We start from the raw sequence: 25,046 nt of genomic DNA, 5'->3' as shown, positions 1-25,046 counted from the left end.
AACATTTATTCCACGTAAAAACAAACAGTTAGAGCGGTTTATCGCCATTAGAAGAAAGCGCCTCAGTGCTTATGCCCCTCCGCTCGGCTTGCGCACAAATACTGTGGAACAACCTGTGGATAACCCGTTCATGGCTGGCGCAGCCCCGTATCCGACATAGCTTGCAAGGTATTGCTCGTTTTTTGATCAATTCACAGCGCGCAAAACCAGAGCCTGATCAAAGAACGTGCCCTCAAGTGGTGCCTGATTCGGAGTTGGAATAAGGCGAGACACCGCCCACAACCCTAAACCAGCAAGGCCTTGCCGATTTCCTGACTCAATGGCCAGGAAATTGCTTTATCCCCAGGCATAACTTCTGTCGACCCGAGCCTGTCATGTCCAACCCCGTGCCGATCCCCGATCAAATACCCCGCCTGCAATTGCGCAGAATCAGCAAACGTTATCCCGGGTGCCTGGCTAACGATGCCATCGACTTGAGTATTGCGCCCGGTGAAATCCACGCCCTGCTCGGCGAAAACGGTGCGGGCAAAAGTACCCTGATGAAGATCATCTACGGCGTCACTCACGCCGACTCAGGGGAAATGATCTGGCAGGGCCAGCGCGTGACCATGCGCAATCCGGCCCAGGCGCGCGGCCTCGGGATTGGCATGGTGTTCCAGCATTTCTCGCTGTTCGAAACCCTGAGCGTGGCGCAGAACATCGCGCTGGCAATGGGCGCTGCGGCGGGTACACCGAAGCAGCTTGAGCCGAAGATACGTGAAGTGTCCCAACGCTACGGCATGGCCCTGGAACCGGAGCGACTTGTCCACAGCCTGTCCATCGGCGAGCGTCAGCGGGTGGAAATCATTCGCTGCCTGATGCAGGACATCCGCCTGTTGATTCTCGATGAGCCGACGTCGGTACTGACTCCGCAAGAAGCCGACGAATTGTTCGTCACTTTGCGTCGACTGGCGGCCGAGGGCTGCAGCATTCTGTTTATCAGCCACAAGCTCGGCGAAGTGCGCGCGTTGTGCCACAGCGCTACGGTGTTGCGCGGCGGTCGGGTAGCCGGGCATTGCGTGCCGGCGCAGTGCTCGGATCGGCAACTGGCGCAGTTGATGGTCGGTGAAGCTGCCGAGCTGATCACTGACTATCCAAAGGTCATGGGGGCTGATGCGTTTTTGAGTGTGACGGGATTGTCCTGGCACAACCCGGACCCGTTCGGCTGCTCTCTGAAGAATATTGATTTCGACGTGCGCAGCGGCGAAATCGTGGGGGTCGCCGGGGTGGCCGGCAATGGTCAGGATGAGTTGCTGGCGTTGCTCAGTGGTGAAGAACGGTTGCCCCGCGATGACAGCGCTACGATCAGTTTCGGCGGGCAACCGGTGGCGCATCTGCGGCCGGATGCACGACGCAAACTTGGCCTGGCGTTCGTCCCCGCCGAGCGTCTGGGTCATGGCGCGGTGCCGGAGCTGAGCCTGGCAGATAACGCCCTGCTGACCGCCTTTCAACAGGGGCTGGTCAGCCACGGGCTGGTCCAGCGCGGCAAGGTCCAAGCGCTGGCGGAAGACATCATTCGCCGCTTCGGGGTCAAGACACCTGATTCCCTGGCACCGGCTCGCAGCCTGTCCGGCGGCAACTTGCAAAAATTCATCCTCGGTAGGGAAATCCTTCAGCAGCCCAAGCTGTTGGTGGCCGCGCACCCGACCTGGGGCGTGGACGTCGGCGCGGCCGCGACCATTCACCGGGCGTTGATTGCCTTGCGCGATGCTGGCGCGGCGATCCTGGTGATCTCCGAAGACCTCGACGAACTGTTCCAGATCTGCGATCGCCTCGGCGCCCTGTGCGGCGGTCAGCTATCGCCATTGCAGGCCACCGTCGACACCCATCTGAGCGACGTCGGCGGCTGGATGGCCGGCCAGTTCGACACACCTCAATCACCTGCCCCCGTAGCGCTTTAACGGAGTTTCACATGCTGCTTTCTCTCGAACCCCGTGGCCAGCAATCACGCCTGATGTTGTGGTGCTCGCCCTTGCTGGCGGCCGTGTTGACGCTGGGCTGTGGCTCATTGCTGTTTATCGCGCTGGGTCACGATCCGTTGCTGACCTTGCACACGCTGCTGATTGCACCGATCAGCGACTTGTATGGCGTCTCCGAATGGTTGGTCAAAGCGCTGCCGATTCTGCTCTGCGCATTGGGCCTGGCGGTGGCGTATCAGGCGCGGATCTGGAACATCGGCGCCGAAGGTCAGTTGCTGCTCGGCGCCCTCGCTGGTAGTGCATTGGCGGTGAACATCATTGACTGGCAAGGCCGCTGGGCGCTGGTGTTGATCCTGCTCACAGGCACCCTGGCCGGCGCCGCATGGGCCGGGCTGACGGCGTGGTTGCGCACGCGCTTCAACGCCAATGAAATCCTCACCAGCATCATGCTCAATTACATCGCCCTGAACCTGCTGCTGTTCTGCGTCCACGGGCCATTGAAAGATCCGGCGGGGTTCAACTTTCCAGAGTCGGCAATGTTCGGCGATGCCAGTCGACTGCCACTGTTGACGGAGGACGGCCGGGTTCATGCCGGTGTGTATTTCGCCTTGCTCGCGCTGGTGGCGGTGTGGGTATTGCTGCAGAAAAGCTTTGTCGGCTTCCAGATCAAAGTGCTTGGGCTGGACAAGCGCGCCGCCGGTTTCGTCGGCTTTCGCGAGAAGCGGCTGATCTGGCTGGCGTTGTTGATCAGCGGCGGCCTCGCGGGACTGGCCGGAGTGTGCGAAGTCACTGGGCCGATCGGCCAACTGGTGCCGCAGGTCTCACCGGGTTACGGCTATGCGGCGATCACCGTGGCGTTTCTCGGGCGGCTGAATCCCATCGGCATTCTGTTTTCCAGCCTGTTGATGGCGCTGCTGTACATCGGTGGCGAAAGCGCACAGATGAGCATGAACCTGCCGCAAGCGATCACTCAATTGTTCCAGGGGATGATGCTGTTTTTCCTGCTGGCCAGTGACGTACTGATTCTCTACCGACTGCGTTTGAACCTGCGCTGGGCTCGCCGTGCACCAACCACCGCCGTACACGCAGGAGCCTTGTGATGGATATCGATCTGCTGAGCAATATTTTCTACGCCATGATTCGCTGCGGTACGCCGTTGTTGCTGGTGGCGCTGGGCGAGCTGATTTGCGAGAAGAGTGGCGTCCTCAATCTGGGGCAGGAAGGCATGATGCTGTTTGGGGCGGTGATCGGTTTTATCGTCGCGCTAAACAGCGGCAACCTCTGGCTTGGCGTGTTGCTGGCAATGCTCGCCGGGATGCTGTTGTCGTCGCTGTTTGCCTTGGTGGCACTGGTGTTCAACGCCAATCAGGTGGCGACCGGGTTGGCGTTGACGATCTTCGGCGTGGGCCTATCGACCTTTGTCGGCGCAGCGTGGGTTGGCAAACCATTGGCGGGTTTCGAGCCGGTGGCGATTCCGTTGTTGAGTGAAATCCCGCTGATCGGGCGGATGCTGTTTGCCCAGGACTTGCTGGTGTACCTGTCGTTCGCGCTGTTCACGATAGTGGCCTGGGTGATTCTGAAAAGTCGCGTCGGGTTGATTATTCAGGCCGTCGGCGAAAACCCGGACGCGGCGAGCGCCATGGGCTTGCCGGTGTTGCGCGTGCGCACGCTGGCGGTGCTGTTTGGCGGCGCAATGGCGGGGTTGGCCGGGGCTTATCTGTCCCTGGCGTACACACCGATGTGGGCGGAAAACATGAGCGCCGGTCGCGGCTGGATTGCCCTGGCGCTGGTGGTGTTTGCCAGTTGGCGGGTGTGGCGATTGCTGCTCGGGGCGTATCTGTTCGGCCTCGCCAGCATCCTGCATTTGGTGGCGCAGGGATTGGGGCTGGCGATTCCGTCGAGCCTGCTGGCGATGCTGCCGTATGTCGCGACCATTGTGGTGTTGGTGCTGTTGTCCCGAGATGCCGTGCGCACACGGTTGTATGCGCCGGTGTCGTTGGGGCAGCCGTGGCAGGCAGGGCATTAGGGTCGGCTTCAAGGGCCTCATCGCGGGCAAGCCCGCTCCCACAAGTTTTGTGTCGATAGAAAATTCCGTGTTCGCCAAAATCACTGTGGGAGCGGGCTTGCCCGCGAAGGCGCCCGAACAGGCAACACTTGAACAACGCCCCACGCCAATTCAAAGACCAGGAAAACAACCAGCAATGAGCTTGCGCCGTGGAGCAAGGCATACAGCTGCCAAGCCGAAAACAGAAACCGCCCCACCGCGTCATACCGCCCAAACACCTGCTGCGGATCACGAATCCGCAGCACCGCCCACACGCACACAATCGAACCCAACAAATTCGCCATCAGCATGTGCATCGGCTCGAACGGCGGTAGCTCGCCAGGCAAATTGAAAGTCTGACTCAGGCTCAACAACACGCCATGCAACGCCGCAAAACTCCACGGCGTCACAAAAGCAGCGGTCACGATCAGGTCGTACCACGCACTGCCACGCACCACTTGACGATATTGCGTTGAAGTCCACATCCGTCTTGCTCCATAAATTCAGGGAGCAACAAGGCTAAAGCCTGGAGTATGCTCCAGGGTCAAGCCCTCTCGAGACATCAAGATGCGCATCGGTGAATTAGCCCAGGCCAGCGCCGTCAGCCGCGACACATTGCGCTTTTACGAACAGCGCGGATTGATCGCCGCGCAACGTAGCGCCAATGGTTATCGCGACTATCCGGCGGAGATGGTGCAACTGGTGCTGTACATCAAGACGGCCCAGCGGCTGGGCTTTACCCTTGGCGAAATCGGCAGCAGTGTCGCCGCGTTGTGGCAGTCGCCCGACCCGGCCAATGCCGTTACCCAACTGCTGCAAGACAAACTGAACCTGATCGAAACCCGCATCGCCGAACTCGATGTCTTGCGTCAGGAACTGCAACATCGGCTCAGTCAACGTTGTCCATTAAATCCGTGATTCTCATCCATCAAGGAAGCCATTCATGTCCAAGGCAAAAACCGCACTCATCATCGGTGCCTCCCGAGGCTTGGGCCTCGGTCTGGTGAAAACCCTGCTGGCCGACGGCTGGCAAGTCACCGCCACCGTGCGCAACCCACAGAGCGCCGAAGCCTTGCAAGCGCTGGGCAAGGTGCGGATCGAAAAACTCGACATGGACGATCAGCAAGCGGTCATTGCCCTTAGTCAACAACTCAAGGGCGAAGTCTTCGACCTGTTGGTCGTGAATGCCGGGGTCAAGGGGCCGGAGGTCCAGACGCCGGGTGGCGCGACGTTGGCCGAGGTGGGTCAGCTGTTCTTCACCAACGCCGTGGCGCCGATCAATCTGGCCCAGCGTTTCGTGGGGCAGATTCGCGATGGCAGCGGCGTGCTGGCGTTCATGAGTTCGGTGCTGGGCAGCGTGACCATGCCCGATGCGCCGGAACTGGCGCTGTACAAGGCCAGCAAAGCGGCGCTGAACTCCATGACCAACAGCTTCGTCACGCAATTGGGCGAACAGAAACTCACCGTGCTGTCGCTGCATCCGGGTTGGGTGAAGACTGATATGGGTGGTGAAGGTGCCGACATTGATGTGGACACCAGCACCCGCGGCTTGATTGATCAGGTGAATGCGTATGCCAGCAAGGGCGGGCATCATTTTGTGAACTACAGGGGTGAGACCATTCCCTGGTAACACCACAGATCGAGTGTGGGAGCGGGCTTGCTCGCGAAGAGGGAGTGTCAGTCGGCATTGATGTGAATGACACACCGCCTTCGCGAGCAAGCCCGCTCCCACAGGGGTTTTGCGTTGTCCTGTCGGGCATGGCTTGCCCGCAAAGCTTTTTTGTTCGAAACTCCGCACCTCGCCCCCGCGGCGACCCTGGATCAGCAGACAGGGCAACACTGAGCTGGCAACCCTGAACCCAACTTTCAGAGGAGCCGGCCAACATGCCTGCGACCCGTACCTGGTTAAAAAATCCCCTCGCCATTTTCACGGCCAACGCGCTCGATGCCCGTGGCGGTCTGGTTGTGCAAGACGGCTTGATCGTCGAAGTGCTCGCCGCCGGTCAACAACCCGCCGCGCCCTGTGACCACGTTTTCGATGCGCGCGAACACGTGATCCTGCCGGGGCTGATCAACACCCATCACCACTTCTATCAAACCCTGACCCGTGCCTGGGCTCCGGTGGTTAATCAGCCGTTGTTCCCGTGGCTGAAAACCCTCTATCCGGTCTGGGCTCGTCTCACCCCTGAAAAGCTCGCCCTCGCCACCAAAGTCGCATTGGCCGAGTTGCTGCTGTCCGGTTGCACCACCGCGGCCGATCACCATTACCTGTTTCCGGAAGGCCTGGAAAATGCGATCGACGTGCAGGTCGAGAGTGTTCGCGAACTGGGCATGCGCGCCATGCTCACTCGCGGTTCCATGAGCCTTGGTGAAAAAGACGGCGGCCTGCCACCGCAGCAGACCGTCCAGGAAGGTGAAGTGATCCTCGATGACAGCCAACGTTTGATTGCCGCCTACCACGAGCGCGGCGATGGAGCGCAGATTCAAATCGCCCTGGCACCGTGTTCACCGTTCTCGGTGACCCCGGAGATAATGTCCGCCAGCGCCGAACTGGCGAATACCCTCGACGTACGGCTGCACACGCACCTGGCGGAAACCCTCGACGAAGAAGACTTCTGCCTGCAACGTTTCGGCCTGCGTACCGTGGATTATCTGGACAGCGTCGGCTGGCTCGGGCCGCGTACCTGGCTGGCCCACGGCATTCATTTCAACCCCGACGAAATCGCCCGTCTCGGCGCGGCCGGCACGGGTATTTGCCATTGCCCGAGCTCGAATATGCGCCTGGCTTCCGGCATTTGCCCGACGCTGGACCTGACCGCTGCGGGTGCGCTGCTGGGGCTGGGCGTTGACGGTTCAGCGTCCAATGATGCGTCGAACATGATCCTCGAAACCCGTCAGGCGCTGTACATCCAGCGGCTGCGCTATGGCGCGGAAAAAATCACACCGGAAGTGGTACTGGGCTGGGCGACCAAGGGCTCGGCGAGTTTGCTCGGGCGCACCGATATCGGTGAACTGGCGGTGGGCAAGCAGGCGGATCTGGCGCTGTTCAAACTGGATGAACTGCGCTTCTCCGGCAGCCATGATCCGGTATCGGCGCTGCTGCTGTGCGGGGCGGATAGGGCGGACCGGGTGATGGTCGGCGGAAAGTGGCGGGTGATCGACGGTCAGGTTGAGGGGCTGGATCTGAAAGGGTTGATTGCCGATCACAGCCAGGCGGCTCGGCAGTTGATCGCCGGCACCTGACACAACATCAATCAAACTGTGGGAGCGGGCTTGCTCGCGAAGACGGTGTGTCAGCCGACATCAATGTTGCATGACACACCGCTTTCGCGAGCAAGCCCGCTCCCACAGTTTGGTGTGAGGCCCTCGCACCAGCGGATGGCGTGGATTCGAGACGGTGCACCGGGATGGTTCTGTGGTGGTCGTCAGGGACTCTTCGCGGGCAAGCCTCGCTCCTACGGGATTTGCGCAGGTCATGTGGGAGCGAGCTTGCCCGCGATGGCCGTTACGCGATTTCGATCCATTTGTTGTCCTGTTGGTCAGCAATTTGCATTGCCCTGACCTACCTCACAACAAAATGGAGTTCCCGTTCATGCATAAACGTCCGTTGAAGCAGCTGCTCTGCGCTGTCGCCGCAGCCATCGGTCTGAGCGCCAGCCTGGCCGCCAGTGCTGCCGACCCGCTGAAAGTCGGCTTCGTCTATATCGGCCCGATCGGTGACCACGGCTGGACGTATCAGCATGAACAGGGACGCAAGGTGCTGGCAGAAAAATTCGGCGAGCAGATCACCACCAACTACGTGGAGAACGTCGCCGAGGGCGCCGATGCCGAGCGGGTGATCCGCAACATGGCCAAGGACAAGTACGACCTGATTTTCACCACGTCTTTCGGCTACATGAACCCGACCCTGAAAGTCGCCAAACAATTTCCCAAGGTGACCTTCGAACACGCCACCGGCTACAAGCAGGACAAGAACCTTGGCACCTACCTGGCGCGCACTTATGAAGGCCGCTACGTCGGCGGTTTCCTCGCGGCGAAGATGACCAAGACCAAGAAAGTCGGCTACGTCGCCTCGTTCCCGATTCCGGAAGTGATCCGCGACATCAACGCCATTCAGCTGGCCCTGAACAAGTACAACCCGGGCACCGAGATCAAAGTGGTGTGGGTCAATTCCTGGTTCGATCCGGGCAAGGAAGCCGACGCCGCCAATGCGCTGATCGACCAGGGCGTGGACGTGGTGTTCCAGCACACCGACAGCCCGGCACCGATCCAGGCGGCCGAACGTCGCGGCGTGTATGCCGTCGGTTATGCATCGGACATGGCGCACTTCGGGCCGAAAGCGGTGCTGACGTCTATCGTCAATGACTGGGGGCCGCATTACATTCAGGCGACGCAAAGCGTGCTCGGCCACACATGGAAATCCCAGGATTACTGGGGCGGTCTGAAGGAAGGCACGGTTGAGCTGCCGATCAGCGACCTGGTGCCGGCGGCAGTAAAAACCGAAGCCGAGCAGATCATTGCCGACATCAAGAGCGGGACCTTGCAGCCATTTACCGGGCCAATCAAGGACCAGGCCGGCGTGGAGAAGATCCCGACGGGCGCGACGGCCACCAATGCGGAGCTGGCGTCGATGAACTACTACGTCGAAGGCATGAAGGCCGAGATCCCGAAGTAATTCCGGCCGAACACAAAACCCTGTGGGAGCGGGCTTGCTCGCGAAGGCGGTGTGTCAGTCGGCATTGATGTGAATGACACACCGCATTCGCGAGCAAGCCCGCTCCCACACTGGATCTCAGCGTTTTCAAGGACTGCGCATGAACCAACTCCCGATCATCGATATCAACCCGCTCTACAGCGATGACGATCAAGCCTGGCAATCGATCGCCACACAAATCGACCGCGCCTGCCGCGAATGGGGCTTTTTCTATATCAAGGGCCACCCGATCGCCCCGTCGCGTATCGCCGCCGTGCTCGACCATGCCCAACGTTTCTTCTCCCAGCCCTCTGCCGAAAAACTCAAGATCGACATCACTCAAACCCGCCACCACCGCGGCTATGGCGCCATCGCCACCGAGCAACTCGACCCGAGCAAGCCCTGCGACCTGAAAGAAACCTTCGACATGGGCCTGCACCTGCCGGCCGATCATCCCGAGGTGATTGCGGAAAAACCTTTGCGCGGTCCCAACCGTCATCCGTCGATGCCCGGTTGGGAATCGCTGATGGAGCAACACTACGTCGACATGCAGGCGCTCGCTCAAACCCTGTTGCGGGCCATGACTCTGGCATTGGGCATCGAGCGCGATTTCTTCGACAGCCGTTTCAAAGAACCGGTCAGCGTGCTGCGGATGATTCATTACCCGCCGCGCCACACTGCCAGCACCGAAGATCAGCAAGGTGCCGGCGCTCACACCGATTACGGCTGCATCACCCTGCTCTATCAGGATGCCGCTGGCGGACTGCAAGTGCGCAATGTGCGGGGCGAATGGATCGATGCGCCGCCGATTGAAGGCACGTTCGTGGTCAACCTCGGCGACATGATGGCGCGCTGGAGCAACGACCGTTACCTGTCGACGCCGCACCGGGTGATCAGCCCGTCGGGTGTGGATCGTTACTCGATGCCGTTCTTTGCCGAACCGCACCCCGACACGCCTATCGAATGCCTGCCCGGCTGCCAGGATGAACGCCATCCGGCAAAGTATCCTGGCACCACCTGCGCCGAATTCCTGCTGTCGCGCTTCGCCGACACCTACGCCTATCGACGGCAACAGGAAGCCGTGTAATGAACCGGCTGGTCAGGTTTTGCTCATTGTTTCTGCGGGCATCTGTAGAATGCCCTCATTGCACCTGATGAGATTTCAAAAATGTACGACTGGCTGAACGCTCTGCCCAAGGCAGAATTGCACTTGCACCTGGAAGGTTCGCTGGAGCCTGAGCTGCTGTTCGCCCTGGCCGAACGCAACAAGATCGCCCTGCCGTGGAGCGACGTTGAAACGCTGCGCAAGGCTTACGCCTTCAATAACCTGCAAGAGTTTCTCGACCTGTATTACCAGGGCGCCGATGTGTTGCGCACGTCTCAGGATTTCTACGACCTGACCTGGGCCTACCTGTTGCGCTGCAAGGCGCAGAACGTGATTCACACCGAACCGTTCTTCGACCCGCAAACCCACACCGACCGTGGCATCCCGTTCGAAGTCGTGCTCAACGGCATCGCCGCCGCACTGAAGGATGGCGAGCAGCAACTGGGCATCACCAGCGGTTTGATCCTCAGTTTCCTGCGTCACTTGAGCGAAGACGAAGCGCAGAAAACCCTCGACCAGGCGCTGCCGTTCCGCGACGCGTTTGTCGCCGTGGGCCTGGACAGTTCGGAGATGGGCCACCCGCCGAGCAAGTTCCAGCGGGTGTTCGATCGTGCACGCAGCGAAGGCTTCCTGACCGTGGCCCACGCCGGTGAAGAAGGCCCGCCCGAGTACATCTGGGAAGCCCTCGACCTGCTGAAAATCCAGCGCATCGACCATGGCGTGCGCGCCATCGAAGACGAGCGCTTGATGCAGCGGATCATCGACGAGCAGATCCCGCTGACCGTGTGCCCGTTGTCGAACACCAAACTCTGCGTGTTCGATCACATGTCCCAGCACAACATTCTCGAGATGCTCGAGCGCGGTGTGAAGGTCACGGTGAACTCCGATGACCCGGCCTATTTCGGCGGCTATGTCACCGAGAACTTCCATGCGCTGTACACCGATCTGGGCATGACCCAGGATCAGGCCAAGCGCTTGGCGCAGAACAGCCTGGATGCCAGATTGGTCAAACCTTAAAGTCAAAAGATCGCAGCCTTCGGCAGCTCCTACAGGGTTATGTGTACACCTGCAGGATCTGCCGAAGGTTGCGATCTTTTTTTGCATCTACCTCACAGTAAAAATCACCGTAGAACCTAATGTGGGAGCGGGCTTGCTCGCGAAGGCGGCGTGTCAGTCAACGATGATGTCGACTGGCATACCGCTTTCGCGAGCAAGCCCGCTCCCACATTCGTTCGGTGTTTACCTGACGATCACCGGCTCACTCAACTCTTCCAACGTTTTACCCCGGGTCTCCATCCCGAACATCCACACCACCCCCGCCGCAATCGCAAAACACATCGCCCCCAGCGCAAACACCCCGCCCTGCCCGGTCATCGGGAACACTAGCCCGGTCACCAACGGCCCGAGCAACGACCCTACGCGGCCGATGGCTGACGCGAACCCCGAGCCCGTGGCGCGTGCCGACGTCGGGTACAACTCAGGGGTGTAGGTGTAGAGCACCGCCCACATGCCGAACAGAAAGAACTGCATCAGCAGCCCCGAGGTAATCAACAGACTGACGTTGCCGCCGAACACTGCACTCTGGCCATAAAGAAACGCCATGACGCCACCGCCGAGCAATGTCACGACGCACACCGGTTTACGCCCCCAACGCTCCACCAGCCAAGCGGCCATGAGGAAACCGGGAATCCCGCCGAGGGAAATCAGCACCGTGTAATACACCGATTGAGTCACCGCGAAACCCGATTGTTGCAACAGCGCACTGAGCCAGGACGTCAGGCCATAGAAACCCAGCAAGGCGAAGAACCACACGCTCCAGATCATCATCGTGCGCTGGCGATACTGCGGCGACCAGATCTCCCCTAGCGCAGAGAAGAAAGTACCCGGTTGACTCGCCACCCGGGGCAGACGAATCGGTTCAGGCAAATCCGCACGGCCCAATGAAGCCCGGACTCGATCTTCGATGCCGAGCAAGACCTTATCCGCCGCGTCATGATGTCCGGCCTGCTCCAGCCAGCGCGGTGACTCGGGAATGAAAAAACGAATCGCCAGGACGAACACCGCCGGCACCGCCAACACCAGAAAGATGTCGCGCCAGCCAATCACCGGCAACAGGAAGTACGACAGCACCCCGGCCGCCACGAAGCCGAGCGGCCAAAAACCATCCATCAACGCGATGTAACGCCCACGTCGCTTTGCCGGAATCAGCTCCGACAGCATCGACTGAGCAATCGGAAACTCCATGCCCATGCCGATCCCCAGCAGGATTCGGAACAACGTCAGCGTTTCAACGTTCTGCGCCGTGGAACACAGGTAACTGGCGATGCCCCACAGCACAATGCTCCACTGGAACACTGGTTTTCGCCCGAAGCGGTCGGCCAGCATGCCCGACAGCGATGCGCCCAGAACCATGCCGAAAAAACTCGAACTGGCCAGCAACCCGGCCTGCGCCGTGCTCAGGCCAAACTCGGTTTTGATCGAGCCGAGCAGAAAGGTCATCATCGCCAGGTCCATGGAGTCGAAGAAAAACGCCAGGGCAATGATGATGAAAATGATGCGGTGATAACCGCTGATGGGCAGCCGTTCCAATCGTTCTGCCGCGCTGAAGCTTCGTGTTTCCATGCCACATTCCCCCAATCCTGAAATCCCCGGATCGAGTGTGCGCGATAGCAGCTGGGGATTATTGCTGGATGCGACCTGTCCACAGCTATGAACGACGTCTGAAACAAATCCCGGACGTCGCACCTCAACGGCTCTAAAGCGCCATTTCCAGTTCGGTTTCCTTGGCGAAGCGATGGATTTCCTGTTGCCCCAAAGCGGTGATCTGCAACGCTCGCGAATCGTTGGGCAGGCTCAACCAGCCCGATTGCATGAACAGCTGCAACAACGCCGCGCCCAATGAACCGCCCATGTGCGGGCGTCTTTCGCTCCAGTCCGGGCAAGCGCAGGCGACTCTGCTGTTGCGATGAGCCAGCGCCTGGATGAACACACCGCGTGTTGCCAATTGTGTGGCGCCCTTGTGAGTGATCATGACCCGCTGATCGAATTGCTCGATCCAGCCCGCATCCAGCAGGCGCTGGTAGAGGTCGGCGGCCAAGGTGCCGCCCAGATGGTCGTCGCAGAGCCTGGCCCGCAGCAATGACGAAGGCGCCGCCTGAGGTTTGGCGATAGGGCTCGTGCGTTTGAAAACCTCTGGAATGTCCCGAGGCGCGCTGGCCAGGGTCGCGCTGGCCAGAGCCTCTATCGCGGCGCCGACTTCCGGCGCGGCAAGCCGGAAAAACCGTTTGCGGCCACGGGTTTCGACTTTCAACAGACCTCCGGCGGACAGACGCCCTAAATGCGCACTGGCCGAAGACGGCGACAGGCCGGCCAGCAACGCCAGCTCTTCGGTTTGTCGCGCCGAGCCGTCCATCAAGGCCCACATCATTGCGCTGCGCTTGGGGTCAGCCAGTAATGTGGCGATCTGGCTGATGCAAGGTGCATGTTCCATGTATTCACTCCCTGTTGAATCGTTTCGTCTACTGCTCAGAGACATCTTGACCAGTAATGTGTCGTCGGCCAAGACGCGAAAACCGCCATGGACCGGGCAAAGCCACCCACTCACCCAAGCCATTGCTTCGTGGGTGCAACGAAGGTCCGGTGATGACCATCGGGTATGACCGAATCGAACCTGGACTCGCCATTGCGAGGTCGACGGTGCGTACATGAGGCGGGCGCTAGTATAAGCGGGTTAACCGCTGGTTCCTGCCCTTGGGAATCCATTGGTGGTGATAGTTGCTGACAGAAATTTCGCTATTTACCTGCGACTAATGATCGACATCCGATTTCGTCGGAAATTGACTGCTTATGTGAGCGCATCGGCTGGCAAGCATTTCCCGCAAAAGGTTCACCGGCTTACTCAATTGTGCGCGATGGGCGCACAGCAAATTCAGCGGTAGGCGCTCGTATCGAACAGCAACTCGGCGCGCTTGCTCGCCCGTCCTACCCGTAGCCTGCGCCTGACCGCTGAAGGCGAGGCTTTCTGGAATACGCCCGGGGCAGCCTTGAGCAATCTCGATGAGGGCCGCCGCCTGCTGGTCAACGGGCAGGATCAGCTCATCGGGATGGGACAGACGGACGGAACCAATGAGCCGCGTTCGCCGCGACCCGTTGAATCCAGCTTGCGGGCACGCAAATGGGCGCGCTTGGTCAGCTCTCCTTCTGCACGGGCTGGTAAGGGCCGCCCATCGAAGCTCCCCAAGGAATACCACTGGTGCTCACCGAGCCTGGGTCACGCGTTCCGTTTGCCAGAGAGTTACCTATCGCGCCGCCTACGATAACGCCGACTCCTCCTCCGATTAGCCCGCCTGCCATACCCCCGATCATCCCCCCGACTGCGCCGCCCACGGTCTCTGGCGAGACAGTCATCCCGGATCCTGCGCCGGAAACCATCAGCAATTCTTTGTCCGTTAAACTTCTCATCTTGCTTCCTTAGTTAGTACCAATTTAATTGAATTTCATGCTGCACAATTCAAACTTGTCGACCACTCCCATTTTTATAGCCCAACAACCGAAGAAAAATAGTTATAATCGCAGCCATCAACACATACTTGATGTATTTATTCACCTCCCAATACTCGGCAATTGTACCAACTGCAATCCCAATTAAAATTGTAATTAAAAACACGACAAAGCCTTTCAATATATTCATCCTTCTCATTTAACGGTATGCGGTCGCACAACAGTTTTTACTGGCATCGTTTCGCACATAGCGGTGACGCTAATTCTGGCCAGACCAACTGGCTCATTACATCAGTCATATAATCCTTCCCGATACGGTGCCACTGACTCTCGCAGCCTGCACCGCACTTTTTTTCTGACTGAATAATCTGCGTTCCTGCGCACCCAAGAGACCTGTTCAATACCCTGCGCTCGAAAAATATCCTTTAGCTGATGGAAAGACTCCTTACTCCCACCATAAGGAAAGCAGTAATCAATGATCCAAGTACGCCCACCCTCATTCCACTCGGCCGGATGAAGCAGAAAGTCCGGGTCCGTTATCAAACGGTGTTCGACATCATCCGCCAGATGTGCCCAGGTGACATAACCTATAGGGGTGGCTGTCCTATTAAACCATCTCCTCCATAGCGCTCGGCCTTAAAGGTTTTCAATGGCAAGTCACGATGGCGCTCCGATGCGGACTTCACCATATAACTATAATCTCGGAGTATGTCGCCTGAACGTTGCTTGCCTGCTATCGAATCGTTTAAGTAAACAATGTTGCACCCTTCGATCCAAGGGCCGGTACCTCGCCCAATAAAAACCACTCCAACGGCAAGGTGGTAATTGCTATCCACAACCCTAGAGGAAATAGCAGCAAAACACCACCCTACACCTGTAGGTGTGGCGCTCAGCACAACTTCACGCAACAACAAACAACGCCCAGCTGCTTATTGTCGCCAGTGCGTAATATCAGAACAGAGCCATCTTTAATATAAGCGCCTCTTGATAAAAAATTAGAAGACTATGACTACCTCGCGACGACGTTTATTTCGAAATAGCACACCAGGGGTTTTCTTTCATCCCAACAACCAAAACGGCTAGCTCGATACGACTTGTGACATCCATTTTTTCAAATATGGATGAAGGGTGATCCCTGATTGTATATTTACTGATACCCAGTTGCTGAGCGATTTGTTTATTAGTCAATCCATTTACTAGTAACAGTATAACTTCGCGCTCTCTTCTGGTAATTCTCAAGTACTGCTCCATTCGTCATTCAGGCAACGTTTGCACAATCAATTCCCGGTCACCGGCCATGCTGTTCCTACAGCCATGTAATGCGAGATAGCTGGGATGATACGAATAGCCAGGCAAGAAATTTACCCGTCCACCCCAGAGCGAGCCTCGAAGGCCTGGCGGAGCCCACAGGAATCTCCGCAACGGATCAGCACGCGAATTGATCAGGTTCCCCGATTACTTCAAAAGGCGCCTATATCTTCCCCCACGCTTCTGGTTGGGCCCGAAAGGTACGCTAACCCCACTTCATCGTGACGACTCCGACAACCTTTTTGCTCAAGTTTGGGGTGAAAAGGCGATACTGCTAGCCGCGCCGCACCACCGCGAAGCATTAGGCAGTTGGTCAACTTCACCCCAGGGCGGGCTGGAGGGCTGTGACTTCAACCCGTCCTCTCCGGACTTCGACAGGTTTCCTAAGGCGAGGCAGGTGAAATTCTTTCACCTTCAACTACGACCTGGCGATATGTTGTATTTACCCGAGGGCTGGTACCACGAGGTCAGCTCGCTGAGCTTGTCACTCTCAATAAACTTTTGGGTGGACGCCATTCGTAGCGAGACCTATGCATTGCTGGGGGATTAAGCATCTCTCGTACTCATTTGGCGTGTCTGCGACTAATAATCGACATCCGATTTCGTCGGAAATTGACTGCTTATGTGAGCGCATCGGCTGGCAAGCATTTCCCGCAAAAGGTTCACCGGCTTACTCAATTGTGCGCGATGGGCGCACAGCAAATTCAGCGGTGCGCGCTCACAGAGCAACTCCGGCATCAGCACTTTCAACCGACCGGCCAGCACATCGGCCGCTACGTCGAGCCAGGATTTATACGCAATCCCCGCCCCGGCTATCGCCCACAGACGCACAACATCGGCGTCGTCACTGAAGCGATCACCACTGACCGTCAGGCTCACTTCGCGTTTGCCATCGTGGAAACTCCAGTGATCGTGAACCCGACTACCGAGCATGAATAACAGGCAATTGTGCTGAGCCAATTGCTCCAGATACCGAGGTTCGCCATGCCGGGCCAGGTAACTCGGCGCCGCGCAGAGTACACGACGGTTCTGCGGGGCGATGGGCAACGCCACCAGGCTCGAGTCTTCCGGCTCGCCATACCGCAGGGCAATGTCCACCGGTTGGCGAAACAGGTCGGCGATGCGGTCACCCAGCAGCAACCGTACCGTGAGCTTCGGATGCTCGCGCTGAAACTCGTCGAGCCATGGCAACAGCAGGTTGCGACCGAAATCCGAAGGCGCCGACAACTGCAAAATCCCGCTGACCTGATCCTGCCCGCTGGCCAGCAGGCGGCGGCCCTCATCAAGATTGCTCAAAGCTGCCCGGGCGTACTCCAGAAAGCCCTCGCCTTCAGCAGTCAGGCGCAGGCTACGGGTAGAACGGGCGAGCAAGCGCGCGCCGAGTTGCTGTTCGATGCGCTTCAACGCCGCACTGGCCACCGCCGCCGACATATCCATCACCCGTGCCGCCGCCGACAGGCTGCCCAGGTCCGCAGCCCGAACGAACAACTGCAAGTCATCGAAACGCAACATCGCCAGCCCCGATTATCAAAAAAATATTGAAAGAGACTGCTCTTTTAGCGGGTTTTATCTTGCCGGGAAATAACCAATCATCTGTCCCATCGAAATCATTCCGTTCCAGGAGCCCATATGAAAGCCATTGCCTACTACGCCTCCCTGCCCATCAGCGACGAAAAATCCCTGCAAGACATCGAACTGCCAGAACCGGTCGCCGGCCCGCGCGACCTGTTGGTGGAGGTCAAAGCCATCTCGGTCAACCCGGTGGATACCAAGGTTCGCCAGAACGTCCAGCCGGAAGGCGGCGCGGCAAAGGTGCTGGGCTGGGACGTGGCCGGTGTGGTCAAGGCCGTCGGCAGCGAAGTGACCTTGTTCAAGGCCGGCGACAAAGTGTTCTACGCCGGCTCCATCGCCCGTGCCGGCGGCAATAGCGAGTTGCATGTGGTGGACGAGCGAATCGTCGGCCATATGCCGAAAACCCTCGGTTTCGCCGAAGCTGCCGCCCTGCCGCTGACCGCCATTACCGCGTGGGAACTGCTGTTCGAACGCCTGCAAGTGCGCGAAGGCAAAACCGATGAAGGCCAGAGCCTGCTGATCGTCGGTGCCGCTGGCGGTGTGGGTTCGATCCTCACGCAATTGGCCAGCCAGCTCACCGGCTTGAAGGTCATCGGCACCGCTTCCCGTGCACAAACCCAGAGCTGGGTGCGTGACCTGGGCGCCGATCAGGTGATCGATCATAGCCAGCCGCTGAGTGAGGAACTCAAACGTGCCGGGTTCGAGCAGGTGACCCACGTCGCCAGCCTGACCCAGACCGATCAACACCTGGATCAATTGGTGGAGGCGTTGGCGCCGCAAGGCAAACTGGCGCTGATCGATGATCCGAAGTCGCTGGACGTGACCAAGCTCAAGCGCAAGAGCCTGTCGCTGCACTGGGAGTTCATGTACACCCGCTCGCTGTTCGAAACCGCAGACATGATCGAGCAGCACAACCTGCTCAACCGCGTCGCCGGGCTGATCGATGCGGGCACGCTGAAAACCACGGTTGGCGAGCACTTCGGGACCATCAACGCGGCCAACCTGCGGCGTGCCCATGCTCTGCTGGAGAGCGGCAAGTCCAAGGGCAAAATTGTGCTTGAAGGGTTCTGATCGCAGCCTTTGTAGGAGCTGCCGGAGGCTGCGATCTTTTGATCTTGTGTTTTAAAAGCAAGATCAAAAGATCGCAGCCTTCGGCAACTCCTACGTGGATCGGCGTACATCCCGGATGTTTCGGTCTTGTAGGAACCGGCGATTTTTTGCCGTCAGTCAGAGAATTGACCGTTGTCACAATTGCGATCGTATTCGGGTCTACAATCGAAAACTCTGCGAACAATCATTTATGTGATGTCTTTTACGAGACGTCTTTTACGATAGGAGTTCAGCAATGAAGATCCTGATAAAAGAAGTGGCAACATCCCGCTGGCAGGTCCGCCTGGATCAACACGCTGTGACGTTCCGCAGTGAGGCCGAAGCCCTGGCGTTCACTAAAACGCTTGAAGCGCGCTTGCACGCACCCCATCAGATTCCCGACCGTCAGCATCGCGCTGCTGGCTGAGTCCGTCCTCAGACCTGGGCTTGCGTCAGCGCCCGGGCATTTTGCAAACGCCGGGTGAGCGTCGCCGCGCTCACCACCAGAATCCCGCACAGGCTGATGACCATGGCCATGGGCATGGCGCTGCCATCGTGTAAAACACCCACCAATGCTGCGGCCCCGGCGGCAACGCTGAACTGCAGGCAACCGAGCATCGCCGAGGCACTGCCCGCCCGCGCGCCCTGCCCGTTCATGGCGCAGGCCGAGGCGTTAGGCACTATGCAACCCAGGCTGGCGATGCAGAGGAAAAGCGGAATCAGCAACGGCCACAACTGTTCGGTGTGCAACGCGCTGACCGCCAACAGGGCCAAACCGCCCGACAGATAGAACCAGACAGTCCGTGCCAGCAAAAAGGCCGGGCCGCGCTTGGCCAGCATCCGGGCATTGACCTGGGCCACCAGAATGAAACCCGCCGCGTTAATGCCAAACAGCCAGCCAAAATGCTCGGCCGGCACGCCATAGAGCTTGATGAAGACGAACGGTGAACCGGCGATGTAGGCAAACATCCCGGCGATGGCGACACCACCGGTCAGGGCATGGCCGAGGAAGATCGGGTCCGCCAGTAACCGACCGTACTGACGCAGCGCGCCCGACAACGGTTGGCGCGGCACATGGGCCGGCAGACTTTCCGGCAACCCGAGAGCCACCGCCAACCCTGCCAGTGCACTGAAACCGGTCAGCGCCAGAAAGATCGATTGCCAGCCCGTCGTGTTGACCAGCAACCCGCCCAGCATTGGCGCAAGAATCGGCGCCAGGCCCATCACCAGCATCAACTGCGAAAAGACCTTCGCCGAACCCACCGCATCGCATTTATCGCTGACCACCGCCCGCGCAATCACCATGCCCGCGCACCCGCCCAGCGCCTGGACGAAACGTGCGCCAATCAGCCATTCCAGCGTCGGCGCATAAGCACAGGCCAATGAAGCGGCGGTGAACAAGCCGACACCTGTCAGCAAGGGAATGCGTCGCCCAAAGCGATCGGCCACCGGGCCGTACGCCAGTTGACCAATGGACAAGCCGAGGAAATAGGCCGCCAGGGTCAGTTGAACGTGTTTTTCGTCGGTGCCGAAAGCGAGCGCCATCGCCGGAAATGCCGGCAGATAGAAATCGATCGCCAGCGGACCGAAAGCGCTCAAGGCGCCGAGAATCAGGATTGTGCGAAAGTTCATCAGGCGTCCAGATTAGACAGGGATCGGCAGGCCGACAGTCTAGCCTTGCGTGGACGCCTTGAACATTCCGTTAGGTCGCTAACTATTAAAAAACTCAGGCCAATTTGACGCCATAGCCCTCTTCGCTGATCGCGGCGATCACCTGATCGGCCGTCAGTGCGCTTTCAACGCCGACTTCTTTTGCCGCCAGATCAATGCGCACACTGGCCGCGGGATCCTTGGCTTGCAGCGCCTGAGTGATGGCCTTGACGCAGTGACCGCAGGACATGCCTTCAACATTGAACACTTGCATGGGACAACTCCTTTAATGAGGGTTGAGGTCAGTCTCGAGCTTGCCACCATGGCAAGGTCAAGTTCTCAAGCAACCTGCCGGGCTGGCAATCGGCGCCACGCTCGGCCAAGCTGCGTCCATCTATGACTCGACATCAGGAGATTCAGCCATGCGCTGGTCAGCTCTCAGCCTGTTTGGCTTCCTCACCCTATTTGCCGCGACACCTTCGGTTCAAGCCGCCGGGGAGGATTATGGCGTGCTGATCATTTCCCGCGAGCGCCTGGAGGTTTCGACTTCCTGCGAGATCGGCGTGTACATCCAGGATCAGCTATCGGCGCGACTGTTCCAGGAACAGAGCACCTCGTTCAACCTGCCGCCGGGCAATGTGTCCCTGCGCCTCAAACTGCTGCCGGGCCAGGTGCCGGGTTGCAACCCGGGCATGCTCGCGCCGGGTTCGCAGAACATCACGCTCAAGGCCGGGGATGTGTTGAAGTTCCGGATTGCAATGACGCAGGAAGGGATGTACCTCAAGCCTGCCGCCCTCGAGTATTGACGCAAAACCAATGTGGGAGCGGGCTTGCTCGCGAAGGCGGCGTGTCAGTCAACGATGATGTCGACTGGCATACCGCTTTCGCGAGCAAGCCCGCTCCCACATTAGGCCTGCGGCGATTTTCAGACTGGCGCTTGACCTTGCCAGCATGGCAAGGTTGATCCTGTAGGTAATTTCTACAGGGAGCGTGACCGATGTCCGAATCCACCACCTTCGATCTGCCGATTGCCGGCATGACCTGCGCCAGTTGCGCCGGACGTGTCGAGCGTGCCTTGAGCAAAGTCATCGGCGCCACGGCCGTCAGCGTCAACCTGGCCACCGAACAGGCCCGGGTTCAAGCGCCCAGTGACAGCCTGCCTGCCTTGATGGACGCGGTGCAGCAGGCCGGTTACAGCGTGCCACAGCAGACCCTGGAATTGAGCATCGACGGCATGACTTGCGCGTCCTGCGTCGGCCGCGTCGAACGGGCGCTGACCAAGGTGCCGGGCGTGAAGAGTGTCAGCGTTAACCTGGCCAACGAACGTGCGCACCTCGAACTGCTCGGCCTGGTCGATCCGCAAACCCTGATCGACGCCGTGACCAAAGCCGGTTACTCCGCCAGCGTCTGGGAAGTCGAACACCCGCAAGCCGACATTCAACAGCAACGCCTGCATCGCGAACGCTGGGCCTTGCTGGCGGCCATCGCCCTCGCTTTGCCGCTGGTGCTGCCGATGGTGCTGCAACCTTTCGGTGTGCACTGGATGCTCCCGGCATGGGTGCAGTTTGCGTTGGCCACCCCGGTGCAGTTCATCTTCGGCGCGCGCTTCTATGTCGCTGCGTGGAAAGCCGTGCGCGCCGGTGCCGGCAACATGGATTTGCTGGTGGCCCTGGGCACCAGCGCCGGATACGGCTTGAGCGTTTACGAGTGGGCCACCGCCGCCGGTCGCATGCCGCACCTGTATTTCGAAGCCTCGGCAGTAGTGATCGCGCTGGTGCTGTTGGGCAAATACCTGGAAAGCCGCGCCAAGCGCCAGACCGCCAGCGCCATCCGCGCCCTTGAAGCCTTGCGTCCGGAGCGAGCCATTCAGGTGATTGATGGCCGTGAGCAGGAGGTTGCGATCAGCGCTTTGCGCCTCAACGATCTGGTCATGGTCAAACCCGGCGAACGCTTCCCGGTGGATGGCATTGTTGTGGAAGGCCAGAGCCACGCCGATGAAGCACTGATCAGCGGCGAGAGCCTGCCGGTGCCAAAACAACCGGGTGACAAGGTCACCGGCGGTGCCATCAATGGCGAAGGTCGGCTGCTGGTTCAGACCTTGGCGCTCGGCGCAGAAACCGTGCTGGCGCGGATCATCCGCCTGGTCGAAGACGCGCAGGCGGCGAAAGCACCGATCCAGAAACTGGTGGATAAAGTCAGCCAGGTGTTCGTGCCTGTGGTTCTGCTGATCGCCCTGGCGACCCTGGTCGGTTGGTGGCTGTACGGCGCGCCTCTGGAAACCGCGTTGATCAACGCCGTCGCAGTGTTGGTGATCGCCTGCCCTTGTGCACTCGGGCTAGCCACGCCGACGGCAATCATGGCCGGCACGGGTGTAGCGGCGCGCTACGGGATTCTGATCAAGGACGCCGAAGCCTTGGAGCGCGCTCATGAAGTCAGCGCCGTGGTGTTCGACAAGACCGGCACGCTGACGTCGGGCACACCGCGCATCGCGCATCTGAGTGCCATCGAAGGTGACGAAGCCGCCTTGCTGCAACTGGCTGGTGCGCTGCAACGCGGCAGTGAACACCCGTTGGCCAAGGCTGTGCTGGATGCCTGCACCGAGCGCGGCCTGACCGTGGCTGATGTCAGCGACAGTCAATCGCTGACCGGACGCGGCATTGCCGGCGGTCTCGATGGTCGGCGACTGGCTTTGGGCAATCGGCGCCTTCTGGAAGAGAGCGGCCTGAGCGCCGGACCATTGGCTGACTCCGCAACGGCCTGGGAAACCGAAGGCCGGACCCTGTCCTGGCTGATCGCACAAAGCCCCGAGCCACGGGTGCTCGGCCTGTTCGCCTTCGGTGACACGCTCAAACCCGGCGCCTTGCAAGCAGTGCAACGCTTAAGCGCACGGAACATCAGCAGCCACCTGCTGACCGGCGATAACCGCGGCAGCGCCAAGGTGGTCGCCGAGGCGCTGGGCATCAGCGATGTCCACGCCGAAGTCCTGCCGGCTGACAAAGCCGCCACCGTCGCCGCACTGAAAAAAACCGGTGTGGTGGCAATGGTCGGCGACGGTATCAACGACGCACCGGCCCTTGCCGCGGCAGACATCGGCATCGCCATGGGTGGCGGCACCGACGTCGCCATGCACGCTGCAGGGATCACCCTGATGCGCGGCGATCCACGGCTGGTACCGGCGGCGCTGGAGATCAGCCGCAAGACCTACGCGAAGATTCGCCAAAACCTGTTCTGGGCCTTCGTCTATAACCTGATCGGCCTGCCACTGGCGGCGTTCGGCTTCCTCAACCCGGTGCTGGCCGGCGCAGCCATGGCGCTGTCGAGCGTCAGCGTGGTCAGCAATGCGTTACTGTTGAAAACCTGGAAACCCAAAGACCTGGAGGATCACCGATGAACATTGGCCAAGCGGGCCGCCAGAGCGGTCTGAGCGCAAAGATGATCCGTTATTACGAATCCATCGGCCTGCTCAAGGCTGCACATCGTACCGACAGCGGCTATCGGGTCTATGGCGACGACGATCTGCATACTCTGGCGTTCATCAAGCGTTCTCGGGATTTGGGGTTTTCGCTGGAGGAAGTCGGCAAACTGCTGACCCTCTGGCAAGACCGTCAGCGCGCCAGCGCTGATGTGAAGGCGCTGGCCCGTCAGCACATCGACGAGCTGAACCAGAAGATTCGCGAACTCGGCCAACTGCGCGACACCCTGCAAGACCTGGTAGAGCATTGCCACGGCGACCACCGCCCGGACTGCCCGATCCTCAAGGAGCTGGCGTCGGGCTGCTGCGCCGAACCCGCCCATTCCTGAGCGCCACCCCCTTCGCCACCAGCAACGTGGTGAGGGGAATGCCGTGAAACAACAACACCACCGCGCCGGGCGTCCAACACGAATAGAACGGCGCGGCGATCAACATGCCGATGCCGAACCCGGTCATTTGCAGCAGCGTCAGGAAACTGAAAATCGGCAGGCGCAGGTTGTCCGGTTCACGTTGCAGACGCGACATCAGGCCGACTTCCGAGAACCCGTCGCCCAAGCCTGCGGGCAATGAAAACAGCAGCAAGCCGTAAAGCGTTTGCTGCTGAAACATCAGGATGAAGCCGCAGGACATCAGCAACACGCCAAAGAAAAATCGCCGTTCCAGATGAACGTTGTCCGTACCTTTCAGGCGACTGGCAACTCGCGCACCGATGAATTTCCCGCTGGCCCAGACCGCCAGCATCATGCCCAGGGTGGTGCTGGCCGACTCGGGTGTCAGCAATTTTGAAATGATCGGGAAGCCGACGTTGTGTGCGGCGCTGCCCAAAGTGTCGGCCATCGCGACGGCAAGCATCGCCGCCAGCACCGGCGCTGTGCGTAAACCCTGACGCAGGGCCGACCATTCGCCTTGTTGGTGATGGGGTTCATCGCTGGGTGCAGGTCTGGGAAACCGCAGCGGCACAATCAACAACGCCGCCAACAGGTAAGTGGCCACGTTCAGGGCAAACACCGTTTCAAAGCCAAACCCCGCCACCAACAACCCTGCCACCAGACTCCCGCCGACCATCGCCGCAGATGATGCCGAGGTCATCCAGGCGTTGGTCTTGAGCAACTGCGCCTTATCGATCATGTGCGGTAATTGACTGTTGAGGCCAATGGCGAACATCGAATTGCCGAACCCCAGACCGAATGCGATCAGCGGTAGCAGCAGCGCTTGTTGGGTGACCGGCAACACCAGCAGCAGGCCCAGCAAACCGGCGCGCAGCAGGTCGAAGGCAATCAGCGGCAGACGCCCGGCCCAGCGGCGATAGAACCGGGTGCCGATCAAACTGGCAAAGATCCCCCCGGCTACACGGCTGGCGAGGAAGATCCCGACGCTCATGGCGCTGTTGCTGAGCAGGTAGACGTAGGTGGCCAGGGCAACCATGTTGAGGAAAGCGCCGAAGTCCGAAATCAGCCGGGCGGCGATGATCAGTTGGGCATTGCGGGTGGAGTTCACATTCAGTCCTTGAGTGTGGGGGGTTCGAAGATCGCTGGTGTAAGGGCGTGGTGTGAACACGGCTTCACTTACACCAACAATCTACTGTGGGAGCGGGGGGGGGGGGGGGGGGGGGGGGGGGGGGGGGGGGGGGGGGGGGGGGGGGGGGGGGGGGGGGG

Annotated in this window: 22 protein-coding genes and 4 pseudogenes; 16 read left to right on the top strand and 10 right to left on the bottom strand. The window is 59.6% G+C overall.

What is annotated here, in order from left to right:
• Positions 1–374 precede the first annotated feature (374 nt).
• From AC1RQB_RS25805 to AC1RQB_RS25795, 3 genes are read left to right on the top strand one after another with little or no spacing between them, the layout of a single operon-like run.
• Entirely contained in the window at positions 375–1,940 is a 1,566-nt protein-coding gene (locus AC1RQB_RS25805; protein WP_063341636.1) for an ABC transporter ATP-binding protein, read from the top strand.
• A gap of 11 nt (positions 1,941–1,951) precedes the next feature.
• Entirely contained in the window at positions 1,952–3,058 is a 1,107-nt protein-coding gene (locus tag AC1RQB_RS25800; protein ID WP_063341637.1) for an ABC transporter permease, read from the top strand.
• Positions 3,058–3,984 carry an ABC transporter permease gene (locus tag AC1RQB_RS25795; RefSeq protein ID WP_063341638.1) on the top strand — a complete coding sequence of 309 codons (927 nt, stop codon included), beginning with the start codon at positions 3,058–3,060 and terminating at the stop codon, positions 3,982–3,984. Before AC1RQB_RS25800 ends, AC1RQB_RS25795 begins: the two co-directional genes overlap by 1 nt.
• An 80-nt stretch (positions 3,985–4,064) precedes the next feature.
• Here AC1RQB_RS25795 and AC1RQB_RS25790 read toward each other — a convergent pair whose 3' ends face one another.
• On the bottom strand, positions 4,065–4,487 hold the full coding sequence (locus AC1RQB_RS25790) for a hypothetical protein (protein WP_063341639.1): 423 nt from the start codon (positions 4,485–4,487) through the stop codon (positions 4,065–4,067).
• Positions 4,488–4,569: 82 nt separating this feature from the next.
• On the opposite strand from AC1RQB_RS25790, the gene AC1RQB_RS25785 reads away from it, so the two are divergent.
• The 6 genes from AC1RQB_RS25785 to AC1RQB_RS25760 all read left to right on the top strand — a co-directional run bounded on the left by AC1RQB_RS25785 (position 4,570) and on the right by AC1RQB_RS25760 (position 10,817).
• The gene (locus AC1RQB_RS25785) at positions 4,570–4,920 is read left to right on the top strand and encodes a MerR family transcriptional regulator (RefSeq protein ID WP_063341640.1); all 351 of its coding nucleotides are present in this window, start codon (positions 4,570–4,572) and stop codon (positions 4,918–4,920) included.
• 25 nt (positions 4,921–4,945) lie between these two features.
• A complete protein-coding gene (locus AC1RQB_RS25780) occupies positions 4,946–5,632 on the top strand; it encodes an SDR family oxidoreductase (RefSeq protein ID WP_063341641.1) in 687 nt (228 codons plus the stop codon).
• Positions 5,633–5,886: 254 nt separating this feature from the next.
• Positions 5,887–7,245 carry an 8-oxoguanine deaminase gene (locus tag AC1RQB_RS25775; RefSeq protein ID WP_063341642.1) on the top strand — a complete coding sequence of 453 codons (1,359 nt, stop codon included), beginning with the start codon at positions 5,887–5,889 and terminating at the stop codon, positions 7,243–7,245.
• A gap of 349 nt (positions 7,246–7,594) precedes the next feature.
• Positions 7,595–8,677, top strand: coding sequence for a BMP family ABC transporter substrate-binding protein (locus AC1RQB_RS25770; protein WP_063341643.1), 1,083 nt, complete (start codon positions 7,595–7,597; stop codon positions 8,675–8,677).
• A gap of 139 nt (positions 8,678–8,816) precedes the next feature.
• Positions 8,817–9,782 (top strand): 2-oxoglutarate and iron-dependent oxygenase domain-containing protein, encoded by a 966-nt coding sequence (locus tag AC1RQB_RS25765; protein ID WP_063341644.1) that lies wholly within the window; start codon positions 8,817–8,819, stop codon positions 9,780–9,782.
• An 81-nt stretch (positions 9,783–9,863) separates the two neighbouring features.
• Positions 9,864–10,817 carry an adenosine deaminase gene (locus AC1RQB_RS25760; protein ID WP_008069671.1) on the top strand — a complete coding sequence of 318 codons (954 nt, stop codon included), beginning with the start codon at positions 9,864–9,866 and terminating at the stop codon, positions 10,815–10,817.
• A 222-nt stretch (positions 10,818–11,039) separates the two neighbouring features.
• On the opposite strand, the gene AC1RQB_RS25755 is transcribed toward AC1RQB_RS25760, so the two are convergent.
• The 3 genes and pseudogenes from AC1RQB_RS25755 to AC1RQB_RS25745 form a co-directional block, all read right to left on the bottom strand.
• Complete coding sequence (locus AC1RQB_RS25755) at positions 11,040–12,422, bottom strand: MFS transporter (protein ID WP_063341645.1); 1,383 nt, start codon at positions 12,420–12,422, stop codon at positions 11,040–11,042.
• A 133-nt stretch (positions 12,423–12,555) separates the two neighbouring features.
• On the bottom strand, positions 12,556–13,290 hold the full coding sequence (locus tag AC1RQB_RS25750; protein ID WP_008069673.1) for an ArsR/SmtB family transcription factor: 735 nt from the start codon (positions 13,288–13,290) through the stop codon (positions 12,556–12,558).
• A gap of 316 nt (positions 13,291–13,606) precedes the next feature.
• Positions 13,607–13,744: pseudogene (locus AC1RQB_RS25745) on the bottom strand (LysR family transcriptional regulator); the annotation flags it as partial.
• Between AC1RQB_RS25745 and AC1RQB_RS25740 the strand changes: the two are divergent.
• Positions 13,729–13,930: pseudogene (locus AC1RQB_RS25740) on the top strand (LysR family transcriptional regulator); the annotation flags it as partial. The pseudogenes AC1RQB_RS25745 and AC1RQB_RS25740 sit on opposite strands and share 16 nt — an antisense overlap.
• 661 nt (positions 13,931–14,591) lie before the next feature.
• Here AC1RQB_RS25740 and AC1RQB_RS25735 read toward each other — a convergent pair.
• Together AC1RQB_RS25735 and AC1RQB_RS25730 are read right to left on the bottom strand one after the other, a co-directional pair.
• Positions 14,592–14,900 (bottom strand): annotated as a pseudogene (locus tag AC1RQB_RS25735) (toxin-activating lysine-acyltransferase); the annotation flags it as partial.
• 426 nt (positions 14,901–15,326) lie between these two features.
• Positions 15,327–15,551, bottom strand: coding sequence for a response regulator transcription factor (locus AC1RQB_RS25730; protein ID WP_063341648.1), 225 nt, complete (start codon positions 15,549–15,551; stop codon positions 15,327–15,329).
• A gap of 130 nt (positions 15,552–15,681) precedes the next feature.
• Here AC1RQB_RS25730 and AC1RQB_RS25725 point away from each other — a divergent pair.
• A pseudogene (locus AC1RQB_RS25725) lies at positions 15,682–16,158 on the top strand (cupin-like domain-containing protein); the annotation flags it as partial.
• Between the two features lie 32 nt (positions 16,159–16,190).
• On the opposite strand, the gene vimR reads toward AC1RQB_RS25725, so the two are convergent.
• Positions 16,191–17,120: a transcription regulator VimR gene (gene vimR / locus AC1RQB_RS25720; protein WP_063341649.1), complete on the bottom strand. Its 930-nt coding sequence runs from the start codon at positions 17,118–17,120 to the stop codon at positions 16,191–16,193.
• Positions 17,121–17,237: 117 nt separating this feature from the next.
• Between vimR and AC1RQB_RS25715 the strand changes: the two genes are divergently transcribed.
• Together AC1RQB_RS25715 and AC1RQB_RS25710 are read left to right on the top strand one after the other, a co-directional pair.
• Positions 17,238–18,251, top strand: a complete 1,014-nt coding sequence (locus tag AC1RQB_RS25715) for a zinc-binding alcohol dehydrogenase family protein (RefSeq protein WP_063341650.1) — start codon at positions 17,238–17,240, stop codon at positions 18,249–18,251.
• Positions 18,252–18,525: 274 nt separating this feature from the next.
• Entirely contained in the window at positions 18,526–18,696 is a 171-nt protein-coding gene (locus AC1RQB_RS25710; protein WP_007907130.1) for a hypothetical protein, read from the top strand.
• An 8-nt stretch (positions 18,697–18,704) separates the two neighbouring features.
• On the opposite strand, the gene AC1RQB_RS25705 is transcribed toward AC1RQB_RS25710, so the two are convergent.
• Both AC1RQB_RS25705 and AC1RQB_RS25700 read right to left on the bottom strand, forming a co-directional pair.
• Entirely contained in the window at positions 18,705–19,901 is a 1,197-nt protein-coding gene (locus AC1RQB_RS25705; RefSeq protein WP_063341651.1) for a multidrug effflux MFS transporter, read from the bottom strand.
• 94 nt (positions 19,902–19,995) lie between these two features.
• On the bottom strand, positions 19,996–20,193 hold the full coding sequence (locus tag AC1RQB_RS25700) for a heavy-metal-associated domain-containing protein (RefSeq protein WP_008069687.1): 198 nt from the start codon (positions 20,191–20,193) through the stop codon (positions 19,996–19,998).
• Between the two features lie 148 nt (positions 20,194–20,341).
• On the opposite strand from AC1RQB_RS25700, the gene AC1RQB_RS25695 reads away from it, so the two are divergent.
• The 3 genes from AC1RQB_RS25695 (at position 20,342) to cueR (ending at position 23,720) form a co-directional block, all read left to right on the top strand.
• A complete protein-coding gene (locus AC1RQB_RS25695) occupies positions 20,342–20,725 on the top strand; it encodes a hypothetical protein (protein ID WP_063341652.1) in 384 nt (127 codons plus the stop codon).
• 191 nt (positions 20,726–20,916) lie between these two features.
• Entirely contained in the window at positions 20,917–23,310 is a 2,394-nt protein-coding gene (locus AC1RQB_RS25690; RefSeq protein WP_063341653.1) for a heavy metal translocating P-type ATPase, read from the top strand.
• A complete protein-coding gene (cueR, locus tag AC1RQB_RS25685) occupies positions 23,307–23,720 on the top strand; it encodes a Cu(I)-responsive transcriptional regulator (protein ID WP_063341654.1) in 414 nt (137 codons plus the stop codon). Before AC1RQB_RS25690 ends, cueR begins: the two co-directional genes overlap by 4 nt.
• Here cueR and AC1RQB_RS25680 read toward each other — a convergent pair.
• Positions 23,674–24,888: an MFS transporter gene (locus AC1RQB_RS25680; RefSeq protein WP_063341655.1), complete on the bottom strand. Its 1,215-nt coding sequence runs from the start codon at positions 24,886–24,888 to the stop codon at positions 23,674–23,676. The two genes, cueR and AC1RQB_RS25680, sit on opposite strands and share 47 nt — an antisense overlap.
• Positions 24,889–25,046 lie beyond the last annotated feature (158 nt).

Source organism: Pseudomonas sp. GW822-FHT02E03, from assembly GCF_058802325.1.
This window is presented reverse-complemented; position numbering and strand designations above follow the sequence as displayed.